Source organism: Mesorhizobium sp. M0615 (assembly GCF_040320805.1).
GTDB lineage: Bacteria > Pseudomonadota > Alphaproteobacteria > Rhizobiales > Rhizobiaceae > Mesorhizobium.
Map to the genome: position 1 here is coordinate 14,891 of NZ_JAMYQI010000026.1, position 21,047 is coordinate 35,937.

Sequence of the window (21,047 nt, forward strand, 5' to 3'; positions counted from 1 at the left end):
GGCGCGCGCCGCTCTAACTTAGCGCCGAAGTCGCTAGTAGCCTCGAGGCTAAGCGCGCTGTTTTTGTCTCGCTTTGCTTCTTTGGACTGTGAAATCGAGCGATAGTGGTCGGTTGATGGTGGGCGTCAGGGACGATGGAACAAACGTTCATTGGCAATGGCCAAAGTGATGTAAGTTCATCGCCGGTGAGCCGCTCTTGCAAAGGGGCTGGGAACCGCCGCTGATAAACCTAGGACATCAATGTATTTCGAGGCGTTTCTTAGCCGGTCCTGGAGAGGCGGCAATGGCTGCGGATGACACCTGTTCCACGATATCAAACAGCGCGGCGACCGGCAGCTTCTCGAATCTGGAGCGGCTTCTCGCAAGTTGGCGCCGCGCCGAGAGGCCGGGCAAGGACAGTGAGCCGCCTGCATCAATCATACGCATCAACCAGCCAGCGACGCGTCCTCATACAGAATGCCGCGACCGGCCGTGTGATCTCGCCGGTAGTCGCCGAGGCCCTCTGCATGAAGCCTCCGGATGTGCTGACGATCAACCAGGCCAGAAAGGTCGACGTCCTGAAGCAGGGATGACATGAGTTTGCCACTATGCGCAGGCTTGCCTTGCCCCTCCGCGGCATTTTGCGGGGCCTGTGAGTTGGGCAAGCTCGGCACTTCGATCGACTTGGCGTCACCCGGCTCATCGCCATCACGCGTTTCGGTCTGGTCCTACGCCGTGACGTTGACTCCGTTCGCGATGCCATTGAACTGCCGTGGAGAACGGCCGAGGCGGAAGGGCTGATCAACCGCCTGAAGACGATCAAACGTACCATTAGGCAGCGCCGGCTGCGAACTCCTTAGGCACGCATGCTGCCACTCAGCCGGCCTAATCACCACACGAAGCGAGGAAGAACCTGGTCAAGTGCAAAGCGACAATTGCCTCGACAGCAGGTCCCGGAAGGTTTATGCTGCCCGATGTTACCGCAATCCTGAATGGCGATTGAGTACCTTCACGAGTGAAGGGAGTGGAACTGCTTTGTCGGCCAAATTGTTGACGGAACGCCCGGCGCCCATTGTTGCTACATGTCTAGATTCTTGGGGCGTTTTGGATGATGCAATCCACCACCTCACTCCAAAGGGCAGTGGAATCTGGAACAATGTCGCTTTTGTACGCACGACATCCTTCGTGCCCGATTGGCATATTGTCTTTAACTCTGCTTCTCTTTTTGGGCTCCCTGTTGATATCGAGGCGAGCCCCAACAGGACAATTTTTGCAATCGGCGAACCGCCGACGAAAGCTCATCGTGCATTTCATGAAGGGCAGGGGAAAAATACTATCGTCCTGACGTCTGACGCAGAGCTGGTTGCTCGGCAGAATGCAGCTCGCCGATTCGTTTTGTCTCCACCGATCACTCGGTCTTGGTCTGTAAACAAGACATATGACCAACTTCTGGTCAGCGAAGTCATGGATAAGCCACTTCGGCTCTCATGGATTACCAGTAACATCTCCCTGCTTAAAGGACATCGGTATCGGCTGGCGTTTCTGGAACGGCTAAGAAAGGAGCTCGATTTTGACCTGTTCGGCCGAGGTTTTCGGCTGATTGGAGATAAATGGAACGCACTCGCACCTTATCGCTACAGTATAGCGTTCGAGAATACTCGTGCTGATTACTATTTTACAGAGAAGCTTATGGACTGCTTCGTCGCTGAAACAATGCCGATCTATTACGGCAGCCCGGCAATCACGAGGTTCTTCCCTTCGGACTCTATGGTTCTAATTGACCCAGAGGACAAGAACGTAATCCAAAAAATTCAAGAAATTATCAACTCAGACCTCTGGAAGGAACGTCGCGGCGCAATAAGAGAGGCGAAGCGGCTAGTCCTCGAGAAATACAATACGTTTGCCTATCTCGCGGGCTTCATCGAAAGCGTTCAGGATAAACCCTTACCGCCAGAAATTATACACATCGAATCGCCTGAAGTTGATTTTTCGATAGACGAATGAAGTACTCCAACGCTCGCTCCGCGTGCCCGGCGGTTGGTGGTCTCACGAGATCGGTGCGGAACGCCCGGCGGAGAATGCCTGCTGCGCAAACGGGCCGGCACGGGCGCACAAGGTCATGCGCCCCGGCTGCCGCTAATCAGACGAACTGGGGAAGGCCAGGAACGGAATTGAGGACCTCGTCCACGAGTTCGTCGCCGGCATGTTCCTTGGCGCAGGCGATCGTCTCGTTGGCGAGGGCGGCGATCTTTGCCATGCTGAGACCCTCACTCATCAATTGCTGCCCGAGCCCCATAAGGCCGCCACCCTCTGGGTCGTCCCCATGATACTTCGCTACTAATTCCGAAGCTCCCGGAATGGCCTCGATCATGCGCGCGCCGGGACCGTCGGCCGCGTGGCTCCGCAGGAAACCCAGCATTAACCCAACGGCCTTCTCTGCGACAGCCGGGCCGATGCCGGCACCAGTGGCGATGCGCGGTAAGATTTCTTCCATGCAGGGTCTCTCTCTCTTTGATTACGTTTACAAGGGGCCGGTCCGGCGCCCCGCGGCTTTGGCCGAACCACAATTGAACTCCACAAAATAGGCCAGCGGAGGTGCTATTGCGCCTAAAACCGCCTCTGTCAACGCAAGCTGCGTCGGACGTGCGTGTTTCCCAAACCGAAGATCATTCCAATTCACTTCATTACGCACTGGCAACCGCACAGTTTGCGGTGGCTCGCTTATGAGCCAATGCCCCGCGCCCGTCAAATGATGACGACAACATGGTCATCGCCTAGGATCTGTGGATCAAGGTGTGAGGCAGTTGCAGCGGGTGGACCTGCTCAAGCGCCGCGCCATCCTCGCGTGATGGGATGTTCGTAGAAGCGGAGCTATATGCCGGTGTGACGATCGATGAAGGCAGAACGGCTATTCCGCTACGACCTCCATACTGTCGCATAGACCGTCGCTGCTTAGGTATTGAAACCGCCATCGCTGGTGACATCACAATGTGCAGTCGGCGGGTGTCGACAAGGCCGATTCACGCAATCAGCAGGTCAGGAGGAACGAATGAACCCTGACGTTTCAGAAGCTCACTTTTCGCAAGGCGTGCAGCGCACATCGTGCAAGAGATTGCCAGTCTTGCGGATGCTGTCGACTTTCTCAACCTTGGCTGGAAGATCGCAGTGACCGAATCTACGAAGCCGCCCTCAGGGCGTGCTTTGATGCATAAAACCGGTTGCCAACCAGGGATACTCCTCCTCCCTGAAGTCCAATCGAGAAGAGCGATCACTTCCAAGAGGGTCCCAGCTCAGCTGCGAAAACAGGTGTGAGACCCCGTCCTCTCCCTCAAGCTGATCTAGCTCAGGGCGTTCATGAGCCGCAGATCGCATAATGGCTGCGTGGACGACGCAGGAAGACCAATTATGAAAATCCTATTCAGTACGATGGCTGTCACCTTGCTGGCACCCACCGCCTTTGCTGCGGATTGGATCCCCACCGACCTCAGAGATACGGCATTGGCCACCTTCACGGCTTTGCCATCCACCACGCCGACAGTCGCCAATAACCCGATCACCCCGGAAAAGATCGCTCTCGGCAAGGCACTGTTCTTCGATCCACGCGTCTCGGCGTCAGGCGTCTTGTCGTGCAATTCATGCCACAACCTGGCCACCGGCGGCGACGACAATCACGAAACCTCGATTGGCCATGGTTGGCAGAAGGGACAGCGCAACGCGCCGACTGTACTGAACGCTGTCTTCAATATCGCCCAGTTCTGGGATGGTCGTGCCGAAGACCTGAAGGCTCAGGCGAAGGGACCGGTCCAAGCCGGGATCGAAATGGCCAATACACCGGGCCAACTCATCGCCACTCTCAAGTCCATGCCGCAATATGTCGAGTGGTTCGATGCAGCTTTTCCGGCTGAAGCCGATCGGGTCACCTTCGACAACTTCGCCAAGGCGATCGAAGCCTTCGAGGCGACACTGGTCACACCTGCCCCGTTCGACAGCTTCCTGAATGGTGATGAGGTTGCCATGACTTCCGAACAGAAACAGGGCCTGGTGCTTTTCATGGACAAAGGCTGCTCGTCCTGCCATGCCGGCATCAACGTTGGTGGGCAAGCCTATTACCCATTCGGCCTCGTGGAACGGCCGAGCGCCGAAGTCCTGCCGGACAAAGACAAGGGCCGATTTGAGGTCACCAATGCAGCCGACGATTCCTATGTCTTCCGCGTGGCGCCGCTGCGCAACGTTGCACTCACCGCGCCATACTTTCATTCGGGCAAGGTTTGGGATCTGAAACAGGCCGTCGCCATTATGGGGACCACCCAGCTCGGCGTAGTACTGGCGGACGAAGAAGTTGACCTGCTTGTTGCCTTCCTCAACTCGCTGACCGGAGAGGCACCTGACGTCGCCTATCCCATCTTACCCTCAGAAACGGCGACAACGCCCCGGCCTGTAACGCAGATCTCAGGAAAATAAGGGCCAACTGGCTGCGGACTCGCAATCGAAAATGATTGGCGATTTTTACTTGGCGACACGAATTGCGACGTCCATCTCCGAATTGGCGGGACGCTAGCGATACCCGAACCCTGCCACCTCGCCCGTAGTCTGCGCGATCAACTGGGGGCGGACAGACGCAGCACCATATATTGTCGCTGCCTGAGCGAACGCGCCAAGCAGTCTACTTTGAGAAACGACGCGTGTCCGATTTGTTCGAGGCGCGGGGCCTGTATGTCCCCAAGGAACCGATATTATAGCGTAGTGCCACATTTATTTCTGCGGGATTAAGACACGTGCCGTAGGGAAATTGCACATTTGCGCCGAGTGGCTCATTTCCAAGAGTGTGATCGGTTTGGCATATTCCCGGCCGACATCCGCCAGCCGGCAACTCCCCACACGGTGAGGAAGAGAAGCCTCACGCCTGCACTTTCTGCCGGAGCGCGCGTGCTGCAGCGACCATGTTAATGAGGGCAGGGCGGACCTCCTCCCATTTGCGTGTTTTGAGGCCACAGTCCGGGTTTATCCACAGTTGGCCGTCGGACAGTCGCTCGCGGGCAAGCATGACTAAGTCCGAAATCTCGCCGACTTCCGGGACGCGTGGTGAGTGAATATCATAGACGCCAGGACCGATTTCGTTCGGATATTTGGAGCTCGTGAAGGCGTCCAACAGTTCCATCTTCGAGCGCGACGTCTCAATCGAAATGACATCCGCATCCATTCCAGCGATCGCGTGAATGATCTCGTTGAACTCCGAATAGCACATGTGGGTATGAATTTGAGTCGCGTCCTTTACACCCGTTGAAGCGATCCGGAAACATTCGACAGCCCAGTCGAGATAGACTTTCCAGTCAGATTGGCGCAGTGGCAATCCTTCGCGAAACGCGGCCTCATCGATCTGGACCATCCTTGCGCCGGATCTTTCGAGATCCGTCACTTCGTCGCGGATGGCGAGCGCGATCTGGCGGCAGGCTTCGGAGCGGGGTACGTCGTCGCGAACAAAAGACCAGTTGAGAATGGTGACTGGGCCTGTGAGCATTCCCTTCACGGGCTTTTCCGTAAGCGACTGGGCGAATTGCCACCAGCGCACTGTCATCGGATTGCGCCTCGATACGTCGCCGAAAATGATGGGGGGACGCACGTAGCGCGACCCATAGCTTTGTACCCAGGCATGCTGGGTGAGCGCGAAGCCGGACAACTGCTCGCCGAAATGCTGTACCATGTCGTTTCGCTCGAACTCACCATGCACCAGAACGTCCAGCCCGATCTCTTCCTGCCAGCGAATTGCAGCCTCGATCTCCTTCTTCAGGAACGTCTCATAGTCGACATAGCTCAGCTGGCCCTTCGCATGAGCGGCCCGCGCCTTGCGTACCTGCGGCGTCTGCGGGAAGGACCCGATGGTCGTCGTCGGGAACGGCGGCAGCCCGAGTGAGCCGGCCTGGACTCTGGAGCGCTCGCCAAAAGCGCTCTCTCGTCGCTTCGCGCTGTCCTCAATGCTAGCGATCCGCCCCTGAACAAGCGGGTCATGGATCCTCGTGGATGTCACGCGCGTGGCGGCAGCCTCGGCAGACGCTTTCAACGCGCCTGCCACCGCATCCCTGCCTTGGGACAGGGCCCGGGCCAGCAAGACCAGCTCGTCGGTCTTCTGGGCCGCGAAGGCGAGCCACGACCTGATGTCCGCGTCGAGTTCCGTCTCCATGCGCAGATCAATCGGCACATGCAGCATCGAGCAAGAAGGCGCGATCTCGACGCGGTCCAAGGGCCAGCGGGCGACGATCGGTTTGATGCGGTCGAGAATGGCGGGCAGGTTCGCACGCCAGACGTTGCGGCCATCGATCAAGCCAAGCGAGAGCACCAGATCCTTCGGAGCGAGCCGAGCCACCGTTTCCAGCTGCTCGGGAGCGCGCACGAGATCAATATGCAGGCCGGCCAAGGGCAGAGAAATCGCGGTTTCGAGATTGTCTCCCAGCGACCCGAAATATGTAGCCAGCATGATCTTCAGCTCGGGCGCGGCTTTCGACAGCTGGCCATAGGCGAATTCGAACGCAGCTCGTTCGTTCGGGTTCAGATCGAGGACAAGCGCTGGCTCATCGATCTGCACCCAGTCGGCTCCCGACAGCTTCAGCCTCTCCAGAAGCTGCTCGTAAACCGGCAGCAGCCGCGGTAGGAGCGCGATGGGACCGAACCCCTCGGCAGGCGATTTCGCCAGCTTGAGGAAGGTGATGGGTCCAAGGATGACTGGGCGTGTGTGAATGCCGAGAGCTTTAGCCTCGAGGAAGTAATCGACCGGCTTCGATGACGAGAGGGCGAACGTCTGATCATCATCGAGTTCCGGCACAATGTAGTGGTAGTTGGTGTCAAACCACTTGGTCATTTCCATCGCGGTTACACCAGGTCCATGAGCCTCCTCCTGGTAACCAGCGTGTCCACAATCCTCCGTCTGACCCTGGTTGCCGCGCGCCATTGCGAAGTAGATGTCAAGTGGGACCTCGCCGCTATTCCAGCCGTAACGGGATGGAACGGCCCCGACCATGGCTGCGGTGTCGAGCACATGGTCGTAAAGCGAGAAGTCGTTCGACGGGATTTTCGACACGCCGCGATCGCGCTGCTCTTCCCAGCTAGCGGCACGGAGCGCCTTCGACGTCGTGAGAAGGTCGCCAGCGGACGATGTTCCGGACCAGTAGCTTTCAAGCGCGAATTTCAGTTCTCGCCGACGACCGAAGCGCGGCACGCCGAGCGTTGCTACAGGAATTTGCTGAGAGACAGTCATGTCATACCCCGATGATTGGGGCGTCGGTGACAAGGAAGGCGCTAGCAGGCCGGCATCAACGCCGGGTTGCAGCGGCCACCGAGACACCCCGCCCGTGGACGTAATTCGCGTGGCAGGTCTCCTGGCTCGCGGGGTCATAGCCTCTACCCGTCTTCCTGAGGGTATTCGCCTCAGTGACGTGATTGGGGTTGGCTCGCCGCTAACAGTTGCGGGGGCAGCGCCGGCATCGCACCGGCTTCCCTCTTAGCTCCGCTGCGGCAGCGCCGCACGCGAGAACCACGACACGCAGACAATCACAGCAGTTCGCTCTTTTGTCAATGACGCATAACGAAATGTTTATGTCGTTATGTGATCGCGCTTTTACGCCTTTGTCTAGCATTGTGAAATATTCAGTCTGCTGCCCGCATTCGGCATCGTGGGACGTGATCGCAAGTCAAGTCCGACGGACGCCGCGAGTTCTCCGTTACCTCAGGACCCTTACTGGCCTTCCCCAAGCTGAGCTTCTGGAAAATGCTGGTGACGATCTGGATGACGGTGAATGCCGTCATGGCAAGCACGCCTTGCACCGCTCCTCCAGCGAGCTTCACGGCAGCAGCATGGGTCAGTTCTCCGAAGCGAATGGCTGTCGCTATCAGCGAGCTTTGACACAGTTCCGCCACTGCGGTCATCGCGTCAGTAGGGCGGCTGGTTAGTTGCCGGCGCATCTACAGCAACCCAGCCCCTTCCGCCTCGCGGCGCAAATTCTGCCTTGGCCTTGGGCCGATCTGCTGGATCACCAGGCCGGCCGCCAGCGAGCCAAGGTCGCCGCAGGTCTTGAGGTTGCGGCCCTGCGTGTAGCCATGCAGGAAACCGGCGGCGTAGAGGTCGCCGGCGCCGGTGGTGTCGACCAACTCCTTGATGGGGGTCGCCTCGATGACCACGGTCTCGTCGCCGCGCACGATCACCGAGCCTTTTTCGGAACGGGTGACGGCGGCAATCTTGCAGTCCTTGCGGATCTGAGCCAGCGCCTCGTCGAAGGATTTTGTCTGGTAGAGCGACTTGATCTCGTGGCTGTTGGCAAAGACGATGTCGACAGTGCCCGAGCGCATCAGCTCGAGGAACTCGTCCCGGTAGCGGTCGACGCAGAACGAATCCGACAACGTCATCGACACTTCGCGTCCGGCCTCGTGTGCGAGCTTCGCCGTCTGCCGGATCGCCTCCTTGGCGCGCGGCGGATCCCACAAATAGCCCTCGAAATAGGTAACCTTGGCGCCGGATGCCTTGTCGGCCTCGACATCCTCAGGGCCAAGCTCGACGCAGGCGCCGAGATAGGTGTTCATCGAGCGCTCGCCGTCGGGGGTGACAAATATCATCGAGCGCGCCGTCGGCGGCTGTCCCTGGAGCGGCCTGGTGTCGAAGGCAACGCCCTGGGCATGAATGTCGTGGGCATAGATTTCGCCGAGCGGATCGTTCGACACCTTGCCGAAGAAGGCGGCGCGTCCGCCGAAGCTGGCTACGCCGGCCGCCGTGTTGCCGGCACTGCCGCCGGAGGCCTCGATCGCCGGGCCCATGCGGCTGTAGAGCAGTTCGGCGCGGCGCGTGTCGATCAGGTTCATCGCGCCCTTGATGATGCCGTTGATCTCGAGGAATGCCTCGTCGCACTGGGCGATGATGTCGACAATGGCATTGCCGATGCAAAGCACGTCATAATCCGGCATCAATGTCTCCGCCAAAAAACCCGAGCCGGCTTCTCGCCACGCCTGCCAGGCGCGGGTCTGCCCGGTGGAAATGGGCTTTCCGCTTGCCAATCCGTTCGCCGGCGGCTCTCACGTGGCGGCGAGTCCTGCCTCGCGACGCAATTCGTCCGCCCTGTCTGTCTTCTCCCAGGTGAAATCAGGCTCTTCACGGCCGAAATGGCCATAGGTCGCTGTATTGCGGTATATAGGGCGTAAGAGATCAAGCATCTTGATAATGCCTTTCGGTCTGAGATCGAACAACTCAAGAATGAGGCGCTCGATCCTGCTTTCCTCAACCCTGGCTGTCCCGAACGTGTTGACCATGACGGAAACCGGACTGGCCACGCCGATTGCGTAAGCAAGCTGCACCTCGCACACGTCCGCAAGTCCGCTAGCGACGATGTTCTTTGCGACATAGCGGGCTGCATAGGCAGCCGAGCGGTCAACCTTGGACGGGTCCTTGCCCGAGAAGGCGCCGCCGCCATGACGACCCATCCCGCCATAGGAATCGACGATGATCTTGCGTCCAGTGAGACCGCAGTCGCCGCGCGGCCCGCCGACTACGAACCGCCCCGTCGGGTTGACCAGAATTCTGATGCCTTCCGTCTCCAGGTGGGTCGGCAGGACAGGCTTTATGATTTCCTCAATGACGCCCTCGCGGACAGTCTCTTGCGAGACCTGCTCGTCATGTTGCGTCGACACGACGATGGTATCCAGGGCGACCGGGCGCAACCCCTCATAGCGCACTGAGACTTGGGATTTCATGTCAGGACGCAACCAGCCAAGCTGTTGTGCCTTCCGGACATACGCCTGCCGTTTCGTCAAGCGATGAGCGAGCTGGATCGGCAAAGGCATCAGGGTATCGGTTTCGCGGCATGCGTAGCCGAACATGAGGCCCTGATCTCCCGCTCCCTGCTGGAGGTCTTGCCCTCTTCCCTCGTCAACGCCTTGGCTGATGTCGGGCGACTGCTCGGTGAGGGCATGAACGACGGAGCAACGCCGGCCGTCAAAGCCGACGGCCTCGTCGTCGTACCCAATGTCGAGAATCGTATCGCGCGCAACTTGGCTGTAATCCACCTGGGCATCGCTGGTGATCTCGCCAGCCAGAACGACTATCCCTGATTTTACCAACGCTTCACAGGCGACGCGCGCCTTGGGATCCGTGCGGAGGATGGCATCGAGGATGGCATCCGAGATGTTGTCGGCCAACTTATCCGGGTGCCCCGCGCCAACCGATTCGGAAGAGAACACGAACTGCCTAGCCATGAATACCTCGCTTCGGATGTTGGATGTGGTATGGGCATTTTGCTTGGCCCACCTTACTTGTCGGAGATGCCCGGGACCTCGAACGCAGCGCACAAGTCGGCAACGTCTCTTCGCACGCAGGCATGGAGATCTTCGTCGTCTGGCCGCTGGAGGACGGAGTCAATGAAGCCAGCAATTTGCACCATTTCCACATCGCGCATGCCCATTGACGTCACTGCTGGCGCCCCCAGGCGAATTCCGCTTGTGACCGCCGGATGCCGCGGGTCGCCAGGCACCATATTAAAGTTTGTGATGATCCCTGCCTTTGCTAGTCGCTCGGCATAGGCCTTGCCCGATAGTGGCCGATCGCGAAGATCAAGGATCAGCATGTGATTGTCCGTCCCCCCGGTAACCAGGTCATAACCTCGCTCAAGCAGTGCATGTGCCAGAGCCTTGGCATTCTTGACCGTCTGTTGGCCGTAGCCTCGGAAGGACGGGTTCGCGGCTTCGTGCAAGGCAACCGCTAGCGCAGCGATGGCATTCATGTGAGGTCCGCCTTGCAGGTGAGGGAAGACCGCCCGGTCTATTCGTCTGGCGAGATTGTATTTGCTCTTTGTATGATACAGGGCCTGATAGCGATCTTCGTTCCTTGACAAAATGAAGCCACCGCGGGGACCGCGGATCGACTTGTGGGACGTGCTGCTGACCACGTCGCAATGGCCCACGGGATTCGGGTGCGCTCCCGCCGCAATCAGGCCGCTGATGTGCGCAATGTCGGCTACGAGATAGGAGTTCGCTTCCAGGGCAATTTCTGCCATTGCCGCGTAGTCAAAGACACGCGGGTAAGCGGTTCCGCCGACCCAAATGAGCCGCGGCCGTTCCCGCTTGGCTGTCTCGCGCAAGCGGTCATAGTCAATCTGCTGTGTCTTTTCATCTAGTCCATAGGGCACGCGTTGATAGTCAGTTCCGGAAAAGTTGATGGCCCAACCATGAGTCAGATGGCCCCCTTCCGGAAGGGGCAAGCCCATGACTTTGTCACCGGGACTCAAAAGCGCACGATAGACAGCCTGGTTGGCCGGCGAGCCGGAATAAGGCTGGACGTTGGCATGCTCGCTGCCAAATAGCGTTTTCAGGCGCCCAATGGCCAGATCCTCAAGCTCATCAACGATCTCGTTTCCAGCGTAGTAGCGCGCGCCGGGGTACCCCTCGGCGTACTTGTTCGTGAAAATCGAGCCGTTCGCTTCCAGCACGGCCGAGGACGCAAAGTTCTCTGAGGCGATGAGCTTGAGGGTCGTCCGCTCCTGCCGCTCCTGTCTCAGAAGCAGCTCGTGGACGCGGCAATCAACCGCGGCCAAGGAAGACCGCCCGTGGGTGTCCGGCTGTGCGATCGCGCCGTCTGCGGAGTTGTCCATGGTAGCTTCGCGCTCCAATTGGATTGACCTATTTCACGATCAAGCACGCGGTCCCTTTCGGCCGCGTGTCTCGTACCGCTTCGAGCCGCTGCAGGTCCTGTTTATGATAGCCGTCGCGATGGGGCAGGAGATCGACCAATAATTGAACCAGCCCGCCGTCGTTGGATCCTGCGTTGAGATGGTACGAGCGCCACGGAGGCTGTTCGTTGCAGCAAAGAAAGTCGGCTCTGGCGAGCAGCCGGACGTGTCGCGCAACCCGCTCTCGACACACGCTCAGAATCTCCGCTAGCTCGCAGACAGTTAGGTCCGCATGCGCACAAAGGCCCAGGATTCGAAGGCGGTCAGGATGCGCTGCCATGCGTAGGCGACTAACCAGTGTCATCATGGCTCAGGGCAAAGTCCTACCGAATTTCTCATTCGCGTCCTCCACAGAAGTCGCAGCTTTTGAAGGTTGTCCAACGACCGGACAAATCTCGGTGGCTGTGGCGACTGCCGATATCGCCCTGTCGAACAACAAAGGGCGTTCTTTTGCCTTTAGCCGAAATTGCAAGCAGTTCGGCCAGTCGAAGACAAGCGGGGCCACGGTTTGGAACCACTGACCTCAGACGTTGCAATAAGCCTACCATTCACAGCGAGCCGGAGTTGCTAAGAGTCTATGAATTTCCTTGAAGGATCTGTTGCAACGTTTGCCCAGCCTGGCCTGCTCCCGGTTTGCAGCGGTCATGGTCAGGCGGTCCATCGCCTCTGCGAGCACGATCAGGAATTTGCCCTGCATCGCATCGCTGATCAGCTCCTGAAGGCCGGGACGCAACAGCGACCCGCCGCAGATCGCGCGGTGGGTATTGCTGTCGACGACTGTCCAGCCTTGCTTTTCAGCACGCAAGCAGCAGAGCCGCAACTGATCCTCGATCGAGGCGTCTCGGTGATTGTCAGTTGAGTAGCGAGCGCCAAGCGCGACCTTCATGAGGCGGCCCCTTACTCCGGGACGCGGTCTCGCGTCTGGCTATCCGTTTCGGCTTGAACGAAATCCCGTGCGGCCTGTCGTGCCAGCAGCCGGACCAGATGACGAAGCGTCGATCGGGCTTCGGCGACGCAGACACAGCCGATTCGCGGGCCGCGCCGGCGACCACACGAAGCTTTTCGGCTGTTGCCGTTTCGGCGCGCTATGATCGCGTTCCTGTCCTGACGCTTCGCGACAATGATGCCAAGTCAGTGCTTCGACAAGCTGGAATTCTATCAATAGCGCGCGTCGCGCAGGAGCCAGTGCTGGCCGATGACGGGGCACCTTGTGCTCCGAAGAAGCCATGGCTATATATCCGGATAGAGAACGGAGGCACGCGATGGGCAACACTGCACAGAAGAGAGCCATCGAGAATTATCGCTCTCGCCTGGCTGAGCGCGGCATCGCGCGGTTCGAGATCCAGGCGTTCGACGCAGACCGCGATCTGCTGCGAACTCTTGCCCGAAAATTAACGGAGAGCGGGCCGGATGCCCGACAGCTTCGTCGGACCATACAGCAAGCCGTGGCGGGTGAGCCACCGAAAGCGGGCAGCATTCTCGCCGCGTTGCGTCGCTCGCCTCTGGTTGGCTCCAATCTCGACCTCAGCCGGCCGCGCGAAGAGGGGCGCAAGATCGACCTGTGACGCGCTACCTTCTTCATACCAATATCATCAGCAACGTCATAAAGCCGGAGCCTTCGGGCTCGTTGCTGGCCTGGATGGGCGCGCAGAAGGACGAAGACCTCTTCATTGCTTCGCTTACTGTCGCCGAAATTCGCCGAGGCATCCTAGAGAAGCCGAAGGGGAAAAAGCGCAGCAGCCTTGAAACTTGGTTCGAGGGCTCCGAAGGCCCGCAAGCGCTGTTCGCTGGCCGCGTGCTATCGTTCGACGAGAAAGCTGGCCTCGTGTGGGCGCGGCTGATGGCCAACGGCAAAGCCAGAGGCCGTTCGCGGAGCGCCCTAGACACAATCATTGCCGCTGTAGCCGAAGCCAACGAGTGTGTCGTAGTGACCGACAATGAAAAGGACTTCGAGGACGTTCAGATAATCAACCCGCTCCGTAGCTCTGGAAGCCAAGCGGGTGATGATAGCTCCAACGGTCCGGCCGATTCAATTTGAGGATTTCAGCGGCACGGAGTCCGAACGTCTCGTGTTCGCCTACCTTTAGCGATGGCTGGATTGATCTTGCTTAGTTCGGCCAGGGGCGTCTCTTCCAGTTCCGCTTTAATGCCATCCCGGTTCATCTAGTCAGCTCGATCTACCAACAGTTCGCTCGCACGAGCGCCGCGGACAAGGCGCGATCGCAGGGACTGCGCGATACGCGTGTCGAGCTCGTCCATCTTACACTCGATCTCGTCTTCGAAGGCCCTCTCGCCAAACGCCACTGTAGTCCATCCCGCGTGCGCCTCGGGGGCCTTCTCATCGAGGGTTTCTCGCCACTGGTCTGGCGCGCTACCAATGGCAAGTTCGCCCGCTGGGAACTCGTCGGTGCACTCCCAGCTCTGGGCATCCACATCAACTGCGGAGCTCTTCATAGCCGTGTTCTGCCTTTAGCTGGCAGCTCTCGAGCTCGACGAGCAGCCGATCAGCGACACCCGCGACCTCAAGTTCGACCCGGTTGACTCGATAACACCCTATTGGCAGATTCAGTCGGGGAGGATCTGCCCACTCCGATCACAAGCCGATCTTTCGACCCCGTAGTCGGGAATTCTCCATGGACCTTCGTGAAGAAGGAATGCAGCGCCGAAAGCCGAAGCGCTTCCGATACATCGAAGCCCCTTCCGAGTCGGAGCCCCGATTAGGCATTCCTGCCACTCTATCTAGCCGACCCCCGTGGCCGCGTTGCCGATCGGTGCGCACTGGTCGCCTACATCGCCCCGGCACGTGAAGATCGTCTCTGCTGACGCTCGTTGACAATTCAGGCCGCCTCCGGCTGGCGTTTGATCAGCGTCAGCGTCAACCAGCGCGCGGTCAGCGCCGGCTTTTTCGAGCCCTCGATCTCAATCGTCACGCCCAGCGCCGTCTGCACCCAGCCCGACGGCCTGACCTTGACGTCGGCCAGTACGAAACGGGTGCGGATGCGCGATCCGGTTTTCACCGGCGCCAGGAAGCGCAGCGATTCGAAGCCATAGTTGACACCCATCTTGCAGTTTTCGAGCGGCCGCATGGTCTCGAAAGTCATCGCCGACAAAAGCGAAAGCGACAGGAAGCCATGTGCGATGGTGCCGCCGAACGGCGTCTCGCGCTTGGCGCGCTCCGGATCGCAGTGGATGAACTGGTGGTCATCGGTGGACTCGGCGAACTGGTCGATCATCCGCTGCGAGACCACCCGCCACGGCGACACGCCGACTTCCTTGCCGACGCTGGCCAGAAGCTCGTCGAGACTGATCGGTTCCAAGCTAATGTCCTCCATTTCAACCGTCCGAGGCGCGAGCGGCTTCATTCCGTGAACAGTGTCAGCCCATGCTGCACCGACTGCCGGCCATCCATCGGCAGGATGGCTCCGGTGAGATGACTGCCGTCACAGCTGCACGAATAGAGCGTTCCGCCGGCAATCTCATTCGGCGCACCGATGCGGCCGATCCGAACATGGCTGCAGACGAGCCGGCTTGTACTCGGTCGCGGTGCGCGTCGTGCAGGCCACTGAAAGCAGCTCGTCTTGCTACCGGTGATCATTCCGCCGGCGCCGCTATGCGGTATTGTCGCAGATTGATAAAATCAATTGTCTGGATAGGAACCATCCGTGTTTCGAATTTGGAGGAGTCCGGCAGACGGGGTGGCTTGGGGTCCTTGTTGAAGCGCGCCGGCCTCATTCACCGGTAGCACTGAGCCGGCAAGAAGCGCCAGTTCAATGACATTGGGTGTCGACACGGCAAAGCGGCATCAGATGCTACTTCATGATGCGGGATGGCGCTTGCTTCAAGAAGCGCTCGGCCTGACGTGGAAGCCAGCACCGGATCTGGATTGTCGGTGCGCGGATATTCGCGCAGCACAGCGGCAACCGCAGCGACGATCGATCTCAGCCGTTGCGAGCATGCCGATCTTGGTGGCGGCCACTCTGTTAGGCTGAAGCGTAGCGCGCATCTGATCCGCCACCGGACGGGGTTGCGTAACTTGGATTTCCAGGCGTGTTCATGGGTTTGCACCGTCAGCGCGCTGACAGCAAGGCAGGTGCGCACGCCACTGGAAGCGATCGTCTGGATCTCGCGGGCAATTCCAGCCCCCACCGCTGGTGTCTGACCCGACAGCAACGAGCACATGCGGTTCTCGCCTCGGCGCCATTGCTCTGTCTTTCGATCCATTCTCGCGTGCGCGCTTCTGGGGCGTCGTTCAGCGCAAAGTCGGTGACCACGGCTGCGCTTTCCGCGCCAGCCTCGAAAAACGCCTTCGAGACGGTCAGGTTGAGGCCGCCGATGCAGACCAATGGGATCGGCGCGACCTGGTGCTTCCACTCGCTGATCCGCTCGAGTCCTCGCGACGCCCATTCATCTTCTTGAGGCTGTTGGATAGACTGGGGCGAGCGCCACATACTCCGGTTCCGCCACTGGCGCCGTTTCCAGTTCGGTGTGATCGTGGATCGACAGGCCGAGCTTCAATCCGACGTATTTCATCGCCAGCATCGGCGGCAGCCAAATCCTTTTGACCAAGATGGACGAAGTCGCAGCCTTCCTCGATTGCCGTGCGCCAAATGTCGTTGACTCACTTGGCAACCATGGACCGCGCAGGCGTCGTTCGCGCGGCGGATTTCCGTCTGCAGTCCTTTCTCGTCCATATCCTTTATCCGGAGCTGCACCAGACTCACGCCGAGCGGAACCAGCCGGTCAATCCAGCCGGCACGTCCACGACTTCATGAGTAGACGGCCCTGCCAATCGTCGGTGGGTAGCGCCGTTCGAGCATTCCCGAGCTGAAAGCTTCACGACCGGCATCGACCGCTTTGCCGAACGCACGCGCCATGCCGACCGGATCGGCCGCCCTCGGGACCGCCGTGTTCAGGAGCACGGCGTCAAACCCGAGCTCTATGACGTCGCCGCGTACGACGGCCGTCCGAGCCGTGCATGCACAATCAACGGAATGTAGGGGGAATGTCCGCGCATCAACTGGACCTCGGAGCTCAACGCTTCATCGCATTAGAATGAGCGTTCGAAACGCAGGATACCGCCGACACTGCTCTTCTTGTTGGCATTGGTCCAGTTCACTTCGGAAGCTTTCACCTTTCCGACGGCGGAGCCTCCGTAGCGGTCATAGTCGAGTTCAGCCGTAACTGTGAAATCTGGAAGGAACGCATAGGCGACGTTCGCAGCGACACCATAGTTGTTGAGCTGATCACCCGAGAGCTGAAGGTTGAACGAAGCTGACTCGGTGAGCTCGTAACCGGCGCCAGCCCAGAAAGCCCAGTTCCCGCCCCAAGGTTTATAGAAACCGCGACCATGAGCGTCTACCGAATTCGTCGAGCCGTAGTTGAGCTGGCCATGGGAACCGTAGCCCAACATTCCGGATAGCAACAGTTCGTTGGTGACATTGATGTCGACACGGACCTTGGCGGCCACCGATTCGTAGTTGCTATCATAAGCTGCAACGCCGGTGATCGCTCCCCAGCCATGTGCGTATTTCAAGCCGCCTACTATGTGGGGAGCGTAGCTGTCGATTGTGCCGACCACGTCCGAGCCTTGTTCCAGCGAAACCACGGCCGAAAAGCCGTTCCCTGCGTCCAAGTAGTACTGAACCACCTTGGTATCGAAAGCGCCGTACGGAGCCGGCGTCTGGTTCAGTACATCACCCGCGCAGCCAATAAACATGTCGAAAGCCGACCGGTCCTTACCAACTCGCAGGCCACCAAGCTGAATCCAGGCGATAGTCAGGCCGCTGCCTCCGTTCAAGGCATAGGACCGAGAACTGTCCGAAACCGATGTCTGGTGGCTGCCGAAGTTCACGCGGGTTTCGGTGTAGGTCTTCAACGTCCCGCGTTCGGTCTCCTGGCCGGTCCAGGTTTTCAATGTGAAGCGTGTGTTGTTTTGCCACGCGCTCTGATGCTCACCAGTCCTCACATCCGAGGTTCTTGAGTGGTCAAACAATCCGACGTTGTAACGGACAGAGCCGCCGATTCGCAGGCAGGTCTCGGTGCCTGAAATGTAGACGTAGCCCGAGCCGTAGACGTCGCAGATCTTGACGTACTCAGTCGGGTCAGGCTCGGCGGCGGTGGTGACGGCGCGAGCGTTGGAAACGGCAATCAGTGCCGCAGTTGAGCCGAGGAGGAGGCTCCTAATGGTCATTGTCGATCTCCGCTTTAATAATAAAGTGATGGACGCGAGTGATTCTGTGAACAACTTTGAAACGTGCGCAGTTTTGCTGCGCCATCAGCTAAGCCCTGAAGGAAATCCTAGAATGTACTGCGATGATTGTTGTCCAATATTTGGTTTTAGCTGCCGATAACATAATTTTCGCCGAAATGGAGGTCTGCAAAATTTTGTACAATCATCACAGTCAACTCAGCTGGTAGAGGTAGGCATCACAAAGGGTCCTGCATTCGACCGCAAATGACGTGCCAGCCTGACGACCAGCTGCGGCTTAAGCTCAATTGTGCGGGCGGACCTTGGTTCGCACGTCCTTGTTTTTGCCTTGCGGATCCACCCAAGCACGAACGGAAAACGTTCGGCTACAGTTCGACTGTTCGCTTCGCGACAGTTTCGTTCAATGGGGACAGCATTGTTTGTGGTGAGCCCGACGTTGAGGCATCATGCGGCGGCACCGCTCGGCACGACGCCGTCATGTTGGCGAGCTGATGCTCGACAACTACGCGCTGCAGCCTTGCACCTCGACCAGCGCTCAAAGTCCCGATAGGTCCGGCCGTAGGATGGAGTGCGCAGGCCACCCCTTCACGCTGGAATTCTTCGAATGTGATGGCGATACGCTTAATCGCGTGAAGATCATCTGTTCGCGGATTGTCGAGCAGAAGACCGAAGTTCGGGGTCGTTACAAGCGCGATTCCAAGTTCCTTTGTCCCCCTAAATGATGGCGGTGCGCTGCTCGCCAAGGGTCCACCACGGTTCAATCCGATGATCGTGATTGACGCCGGTTAGAACAATGTCAGCGATGGCGTCTATGTTGTATGTGCGACAGAGGTTTCGCGCGTTTCGAAGTGAAGCTTTCCTGTTTGCAATCGATGAGATCGGGCAAGCGCAAGGCGGACACTTTGCCAGCGAGCGGCGTCGTTCGACTGCTTCCATGGTAGATGAGCGGCACGGTATCCGCGCTCAATTGGGCAGAACAAACGGCCGTGCGTGGAATGTCCTCAAATCCGAAGCCGCCAACCTCGCGCATCTGCTGCACAAAGAGCTGCGGCTTATGCCGCCGCCAATGCTCACGATTGGCCAAATCTTTGGAAGTTGGCTCTCCGGGATCGATGAATCTGACAAATACGAATTCGCCATAGCGCTACTCCGGGACGCGGCACTGCCGCATCAAATGCGAAAACGTGATCGGGACCGCGCGGAAGCGCTACACCTCGCAGATGGGCGTCCACCATCGCTCCGGAATCGCGCCGTTGCTCTGGCGCAAGAACGCGGCGAGGTACGGACTCGCGATCTCACCGACGTCGGCATCCCACGGTGCTACCTCTCCCGGATGTGCGAGGAAGGGCTGTTCGTGAAGGTCGGCTATGGGCGGTATCGAGCCGCTGCCTACGTTGAAGCGAACTGAGCTGGCTAGGCGAGTGACCTCAGGATGACCCCGGAAGTATTATCAAAGAGATCGTTGCGGAAAATTCAGATTGGCATGTGCTCAAACGTGATCCAGAATTTCCGTTGAGCAAAGTTGGTAGTGAAAGCGCGTGACCTCGTCGGCGTGTGGCAGAAGTTTCAGCTGTGATTGACAAGACCGCGCCTGCTGGTCGCTGAACGGTCAGCGACAAGAGGCCTGGCACACTAGCACACGTGAGTTCAGGGCTCATGAAAGGGTAATGCTCAACAATCCTGCTCAATGAACGTCGTAATGAATGACGAGCTTGTTCTGAGTATTTAACAGGTGAGCGATTTCAGGGGCGTGAATTCGGTTCATACAGGTTGTAAGGTCCAAAAAGGTTGCAACTTACTACCGACACCGTCCCGTCATCGCGCAATTGCAATTCGATCTAACCGGCTTATTCTGGCTGTCGGGGAAATGTTACAGCGGAGGGAAACCGTGAACGATTTGCTGAACAAACCGGCTACGCCCAGGTCAAGACATTTCAATCTGAAACTGGCTGTCGCAGCCGTGTCTATCACTTACGCGCTTTTCGGCGTCTACGGCAAATCCTTCGGCGATGCATTCTTCGGCATCATTCTGGCGCTCATAGCCTTCCTCGACGAGTATGGATTTGACACTAACCGTTATGTCGATGCGGCGCGGCAAAAGTTGCAAAGGTTCTATCGGCAAGGTGATAAGATCGCGCGGGTTCTCGTCTTCACTATCGGAGTCGGTGGAACCGCTCTGATCGTGGACTGGATATTCAATCTCAACGTCATCCCGATCGATGCGGTCGATCCATGGATAAAGCGTCTGGTGCCGGCGCTGGTCATTGCCGCGACAACGCTTTTTCTCGTGACTTTCTTTTCCAAGTTTTTCTATCAGCTCAATGTCACCGTCGCGGATCGAATATCGAACCGGATTGAGATCACGCTCTACCTGGCCACATCGCTCTTTATTGTTTCGAACATCGTCTTCTGGATCGGGATTAATGTCGAAAACGCGCTTCCCTCCTCCTCCACCGATCTGAACAGGTATGATCCAGGGCAATGGGCAGATATTTCTCCGTGGTGGCAGAATTTGCTTCTGTCCCTTGTCCTAATCTCCCTGGTTTGGCTGACCGCCAGCTTCATTTGGGCCTTCTCGCGCTACGCGGAATATTATTGGCGCGACGTACCGCTGAACTCCAAGCCCAAGAGGGCTCAGAACCAGGACGGCAGAAGTACGAAATCCAAGTAACAGCCGCAGGTTGGCGGCGGTGGAGAAGGCGCTGTTTTAGGGGGTGAGAAACCTAGGATTCAGCGCAATCGAAGAAGCCACTCCTATCTAACACCGGCAATTCCGGTCGAACATGATCAATCGCTGGCCGGCTCCAGCGTCTCCGCGAACGGCGTCGCCAAATGATGCTGGTCGCGGTAGGCGATCTTGCCGGTTATGAAGACGTGGCAGGTTTTGGCGTCGCAGAACTGGTTGGTCAGGTCGATGTAAAAATGGGCGAACTTCTTGTGGTTGCGTGGAGCCTGAGGTCGGTAAGGTCCGAACCCGGCGCACTGCGGGACGTCGCTGAACTCAAAGCGTGCGTCGACGGTGGGATGGACTACAGCCTCCGGATTGATCTCTCGGAGTTTGACCTTGTAGCCTAGTTGTTTAGTCCCAAGGTTTGATGGGTTGGATCGAGCCTGAATCGTTCGGGCTCTTTTGTCCAGATTTTGCAGATGTATTCAAAGGG

Annotated in this window: 17 protein-coding genes, 2 pseudogenes and 1 riboswitch; of the genes and pseudogenes, 8 read left to right on the top strand and 11 right to left on the bottom strand. The window is 58.4% G+C overall.

Going from position 1 to position 21,047, the window contains the following annotated elements:
- Positions 1-978 precede the first annotated feature (978 nt).
- Positions 979-1,983 (top strand): glycosyltransferase family 10 domain-containing protein, encoded by a 1,005-nt coding sequence (locus NKI46_RS29395; protein ID WP_352749329.1) that lies wholly within the window; start codon positions 979-981, stop codon positions 1,981-1,983.
- Between the two features lie 136 nt (positions 1,984-2,119).
- On the opposite strand, the gene NKI46_RS29400 is transcribed toward NKI46_RS29395, so the two are convergent.
- A complete protein-coding gene (locus tag NKI46_RS29400; RefSeq protein WP_023671848.1) occupies positions 2,120-2,473 on the bottom strand; it encodes a hypothetical protein in 354 nt (117 codons plus the stop codon).
- A 911-nt stretch (positions 2,474-3,384) separates the two neighbouring features.
- Here NKI46_RS29400 and NKI46_RS29405 point away from each other — a divergent pair.
- Positions 3,385-4,440, top strand: a complete 1,056-nt coding sequence (locus NKI46_RS29405) for a cytochrome-c peroxidase (RefSeq protein ID WP_023671847.1) — start codon at positions 3,385-3,387, stop codon at positions 4,438-4,440.
- A gap of 436 nt (positions 4,441-4,876) precedes the next feature.
- Here NKI46_RS29405 and metE read toward each other — a convergent pair whose 3' ends face one another.
- The 5 genes from metE to NKI46_RS29435 all read right to left on the bottom strand — a co-directional run bounded on the left by metE (position 4,877) and on the right by NKI46_RS29435 (position 12,564).
- The gene (gene metE / locus NKI46_RS29410) at positions 4,877-7,228 is read right to left on the bottom strand and encodes a 5-methyltetrahydropteroyltriglutamate--homocysteine S-methyltransferase (RefSeq protein ID WP_352749332.1); all 2,352 of its coding nucleotides are present in this window, start codon (positions 7,226-7,228) and stop codon (positions 4,877-4,879) included.
- A gap of 94 nt (positions 7,229-7,322) precedes the next feature.
- Positions 7,323-7,524, bottom strand: a riboswitch (cobalamin riboswitch).
- A 408-nt stretch (positions 7,525-7,932) separates the two neighbouring features.
- Positions 7,933-8,925 (bottom strand): adenosine kinase, encoded by a 993-nt coding sequence (locus NKI46_RS29415; RefSeq protein ID WP_352749334.1) that lies wholly within the window; start codon positions 8,923-8,925, stop codon positions 7,933-7,935.
- A 108-nt stretch (positions 8,926-9,033) separates the two neighbouring features.
- The gene (metK, locus tag NKI46_RS29420) at positions 9,034-10,209 is read right to left on the bottom strand and encodes a methionine adenosyltransferase (protein ID WP_352749336.1); all 1,176 of its coding nucleotides are present in this window, start codon (positions 10,207-10,209) and stop codon (positions 9,034-9,036) included.
- A 53-nt stretch (positions 10,210-10,262) separates the two neighbouring features.
- Positions 10,263-11,600 carry a serine hydroxymethyltransferase gene (gene glyA, locus NKI46_RS29425; protein ID WP_023702973.1) on the bottom strand — a complete coding sequence of 446 codons (1,338 nt, stop codon included), beginning with the start codon at positions 11,598-11,600 and terminating at the stop codon, positions 10,263-10,265.
- A 619-nt stretch (positions 11,601-12,219) separates the two neighbouring features.
- The gene (locus NKI46_RS29435) at positions 12,220-12,564 is read right to left on the bottom strand and encodes a recombinase family protein (protein ID WP_023690648.1); all 345 of its coding nucleotides are present in this window, start codon (positions 12,562-12,564) and stop codon (positions 12,220-12,222) included.
- Between the two features lie 376 nt (positions 12,565-12,940).
- Here NKI46_RS29435 and NKI46_RS29440 point away from each other — a divergent pair, with 376 nt between their 5' ends.
- Positions 12,941-13,243 (top strand): hypothetical protein, encoded by a 303-nt coding sequence (locus NKI46_RS29440; RefSeq protein ID WP_023671839.1) that lies wholly within the window; start codon positions 12,941-12,943, stop codon positions 13,241-13,243.
- Complete coding sequence (locus NKI46_RS29445; protein ID WP_023671838.1) at positions 13,240-13,716, top strand: type II toxin-antitoxin system VapC family toxin; 477 nt, start codon at positions 13,240-13,242, stop codon at positions 13,714-13,716. Before NKI46_RS29440 ends, NKI46_RS29445 begins: the two co-directional genes overlap by 4 nt.
- A 799-nt stretch (positions 13,717-14,515) precedes the next feature.
- Here the strand turns inward: NKI46_RS29445 and NKI46_RS29450 are convergent.
- Positions 14,516-15,010, bottom strand: coding sequence for a MaoC family dehydratase (locus tag NKI46_RS29450; protein WP_031194149.1), 495 nt, complete (start codon positions 15,008-15,010; stop codon positions 14,516-14,518).
- Between the two features lie 527 nt (positions 15,011-15,537).
- On the opposite strand from NKI46_RS29450, the gene NKI46_RS29455 reads away from it, so the two are divergent.
- Complete coding sequence (locus NKI46_RS29455) at positions 15,538-15,837, top strand: hypothetical protein (RefSeq protein ID WP_352749352.1); 300 nt, start codon at positions 15,538-15,540, stop codon at positions 15,835-15,837.
- Between the two features lie 35 nt (positions 15,838-15,872).
- Here the strand turns inward: NKI46_RS29455 and NKI46_RS29460 are convergent.
- The 3 genes and pseudogenes from NKI46_RS29460 to NKI46_RS29470 all read right to left on the bottom strand — a co-directional run.
- Positions 15,873-16,423: pseudogene (locus NKI46_RS29460) on the bottom strand (thiamine phosphate synthase); the annotation flags it as partial.
- Between the two features lie 21 nt (positions 16,424-16,444).
- A pseudogene (locus NKI46_RS29465) lies at positions 16,445-16,707 on the bottom strand (thiazole synthase); the annotation flags it as partial.
- Between the two features lie 18 nt (positions 16,708-16,725).
- On the bottom strand, positions 16,726-17,868 hold the full coding sequence (locus NKI46_RS29470; RefSeq protein WP_352749339.1) for a porin: 1,143 nt from the start codon (positions 17,866-17,868) through the stop codon (positions 16,726-16,728).
- Positions 17,869-18,679: 811 nt separating this feature from the next.
- Between NKI46_RS29470 and NKI46_RS29475 the strand changes: the two genes are divergently transcribed.
- Both NKI46_RS29475 and NKI46_RS29480 read left to right on the top strand, forming a co-directional pair.
- Positions 18,680-19,294 (top strand): type IV toxin-antitoxin system AbiEi family antitoxin domain-containing protein, encoded by a 615-nt coding sequence (locus NKI46_RS29475; protein WP_352749342.1) that lies wholly within the window; start codon positions 18,680-18,682, stop codon positions 19,292-19,294.
- A 480-nt stretch (positions 19,295-19,774) separates the two neighbouring features.
- On the top strand, positions 19,775-20,557 hold the full coding sequence (locus NKI46_RS29480) for a hypothetical protein (RefSeq protein ID WP_352515262.1): 783 nt from the start codon (positions 19,775-19,777) through the stop codon (positions 20,555-20,557).
- A 116-nt stretch (positions 20,558-20,673) separates the two neighbouring features.
- Here the strand turns inward: NKI46_RS29480 and NKI46_RS29485 are convergent, their stop codons facing one another.
- Positions 20,674-20,754 (bottom strand): hypothetical protein, encoded by an 81-nt coding sequence (locus NKI46_RS29485; RefSeq protein WP_352749349.1) that lies wholly within the window; start codon positions 20,752-20,754, stop codon positions 20,674-20,676.
- Here NKI46_RS29485 and NKI46_RS29490 point away from each other — a divergent pair.
- Entirely contained in the window at positions 20,719-20,961 is a 243-nt protein-coding gene (locus NKI46_RS29490; RefSeq protein ID WP_352749344.1) for a hypothetical protein, read from the top strand. The genes NKI46_RS29485 and NKI46_RS29490 overlap by 36 nt on opposite strands.
- The last annotated feature ends 86 nt before the right edge of the window (positions 20,962-21,047 follow it).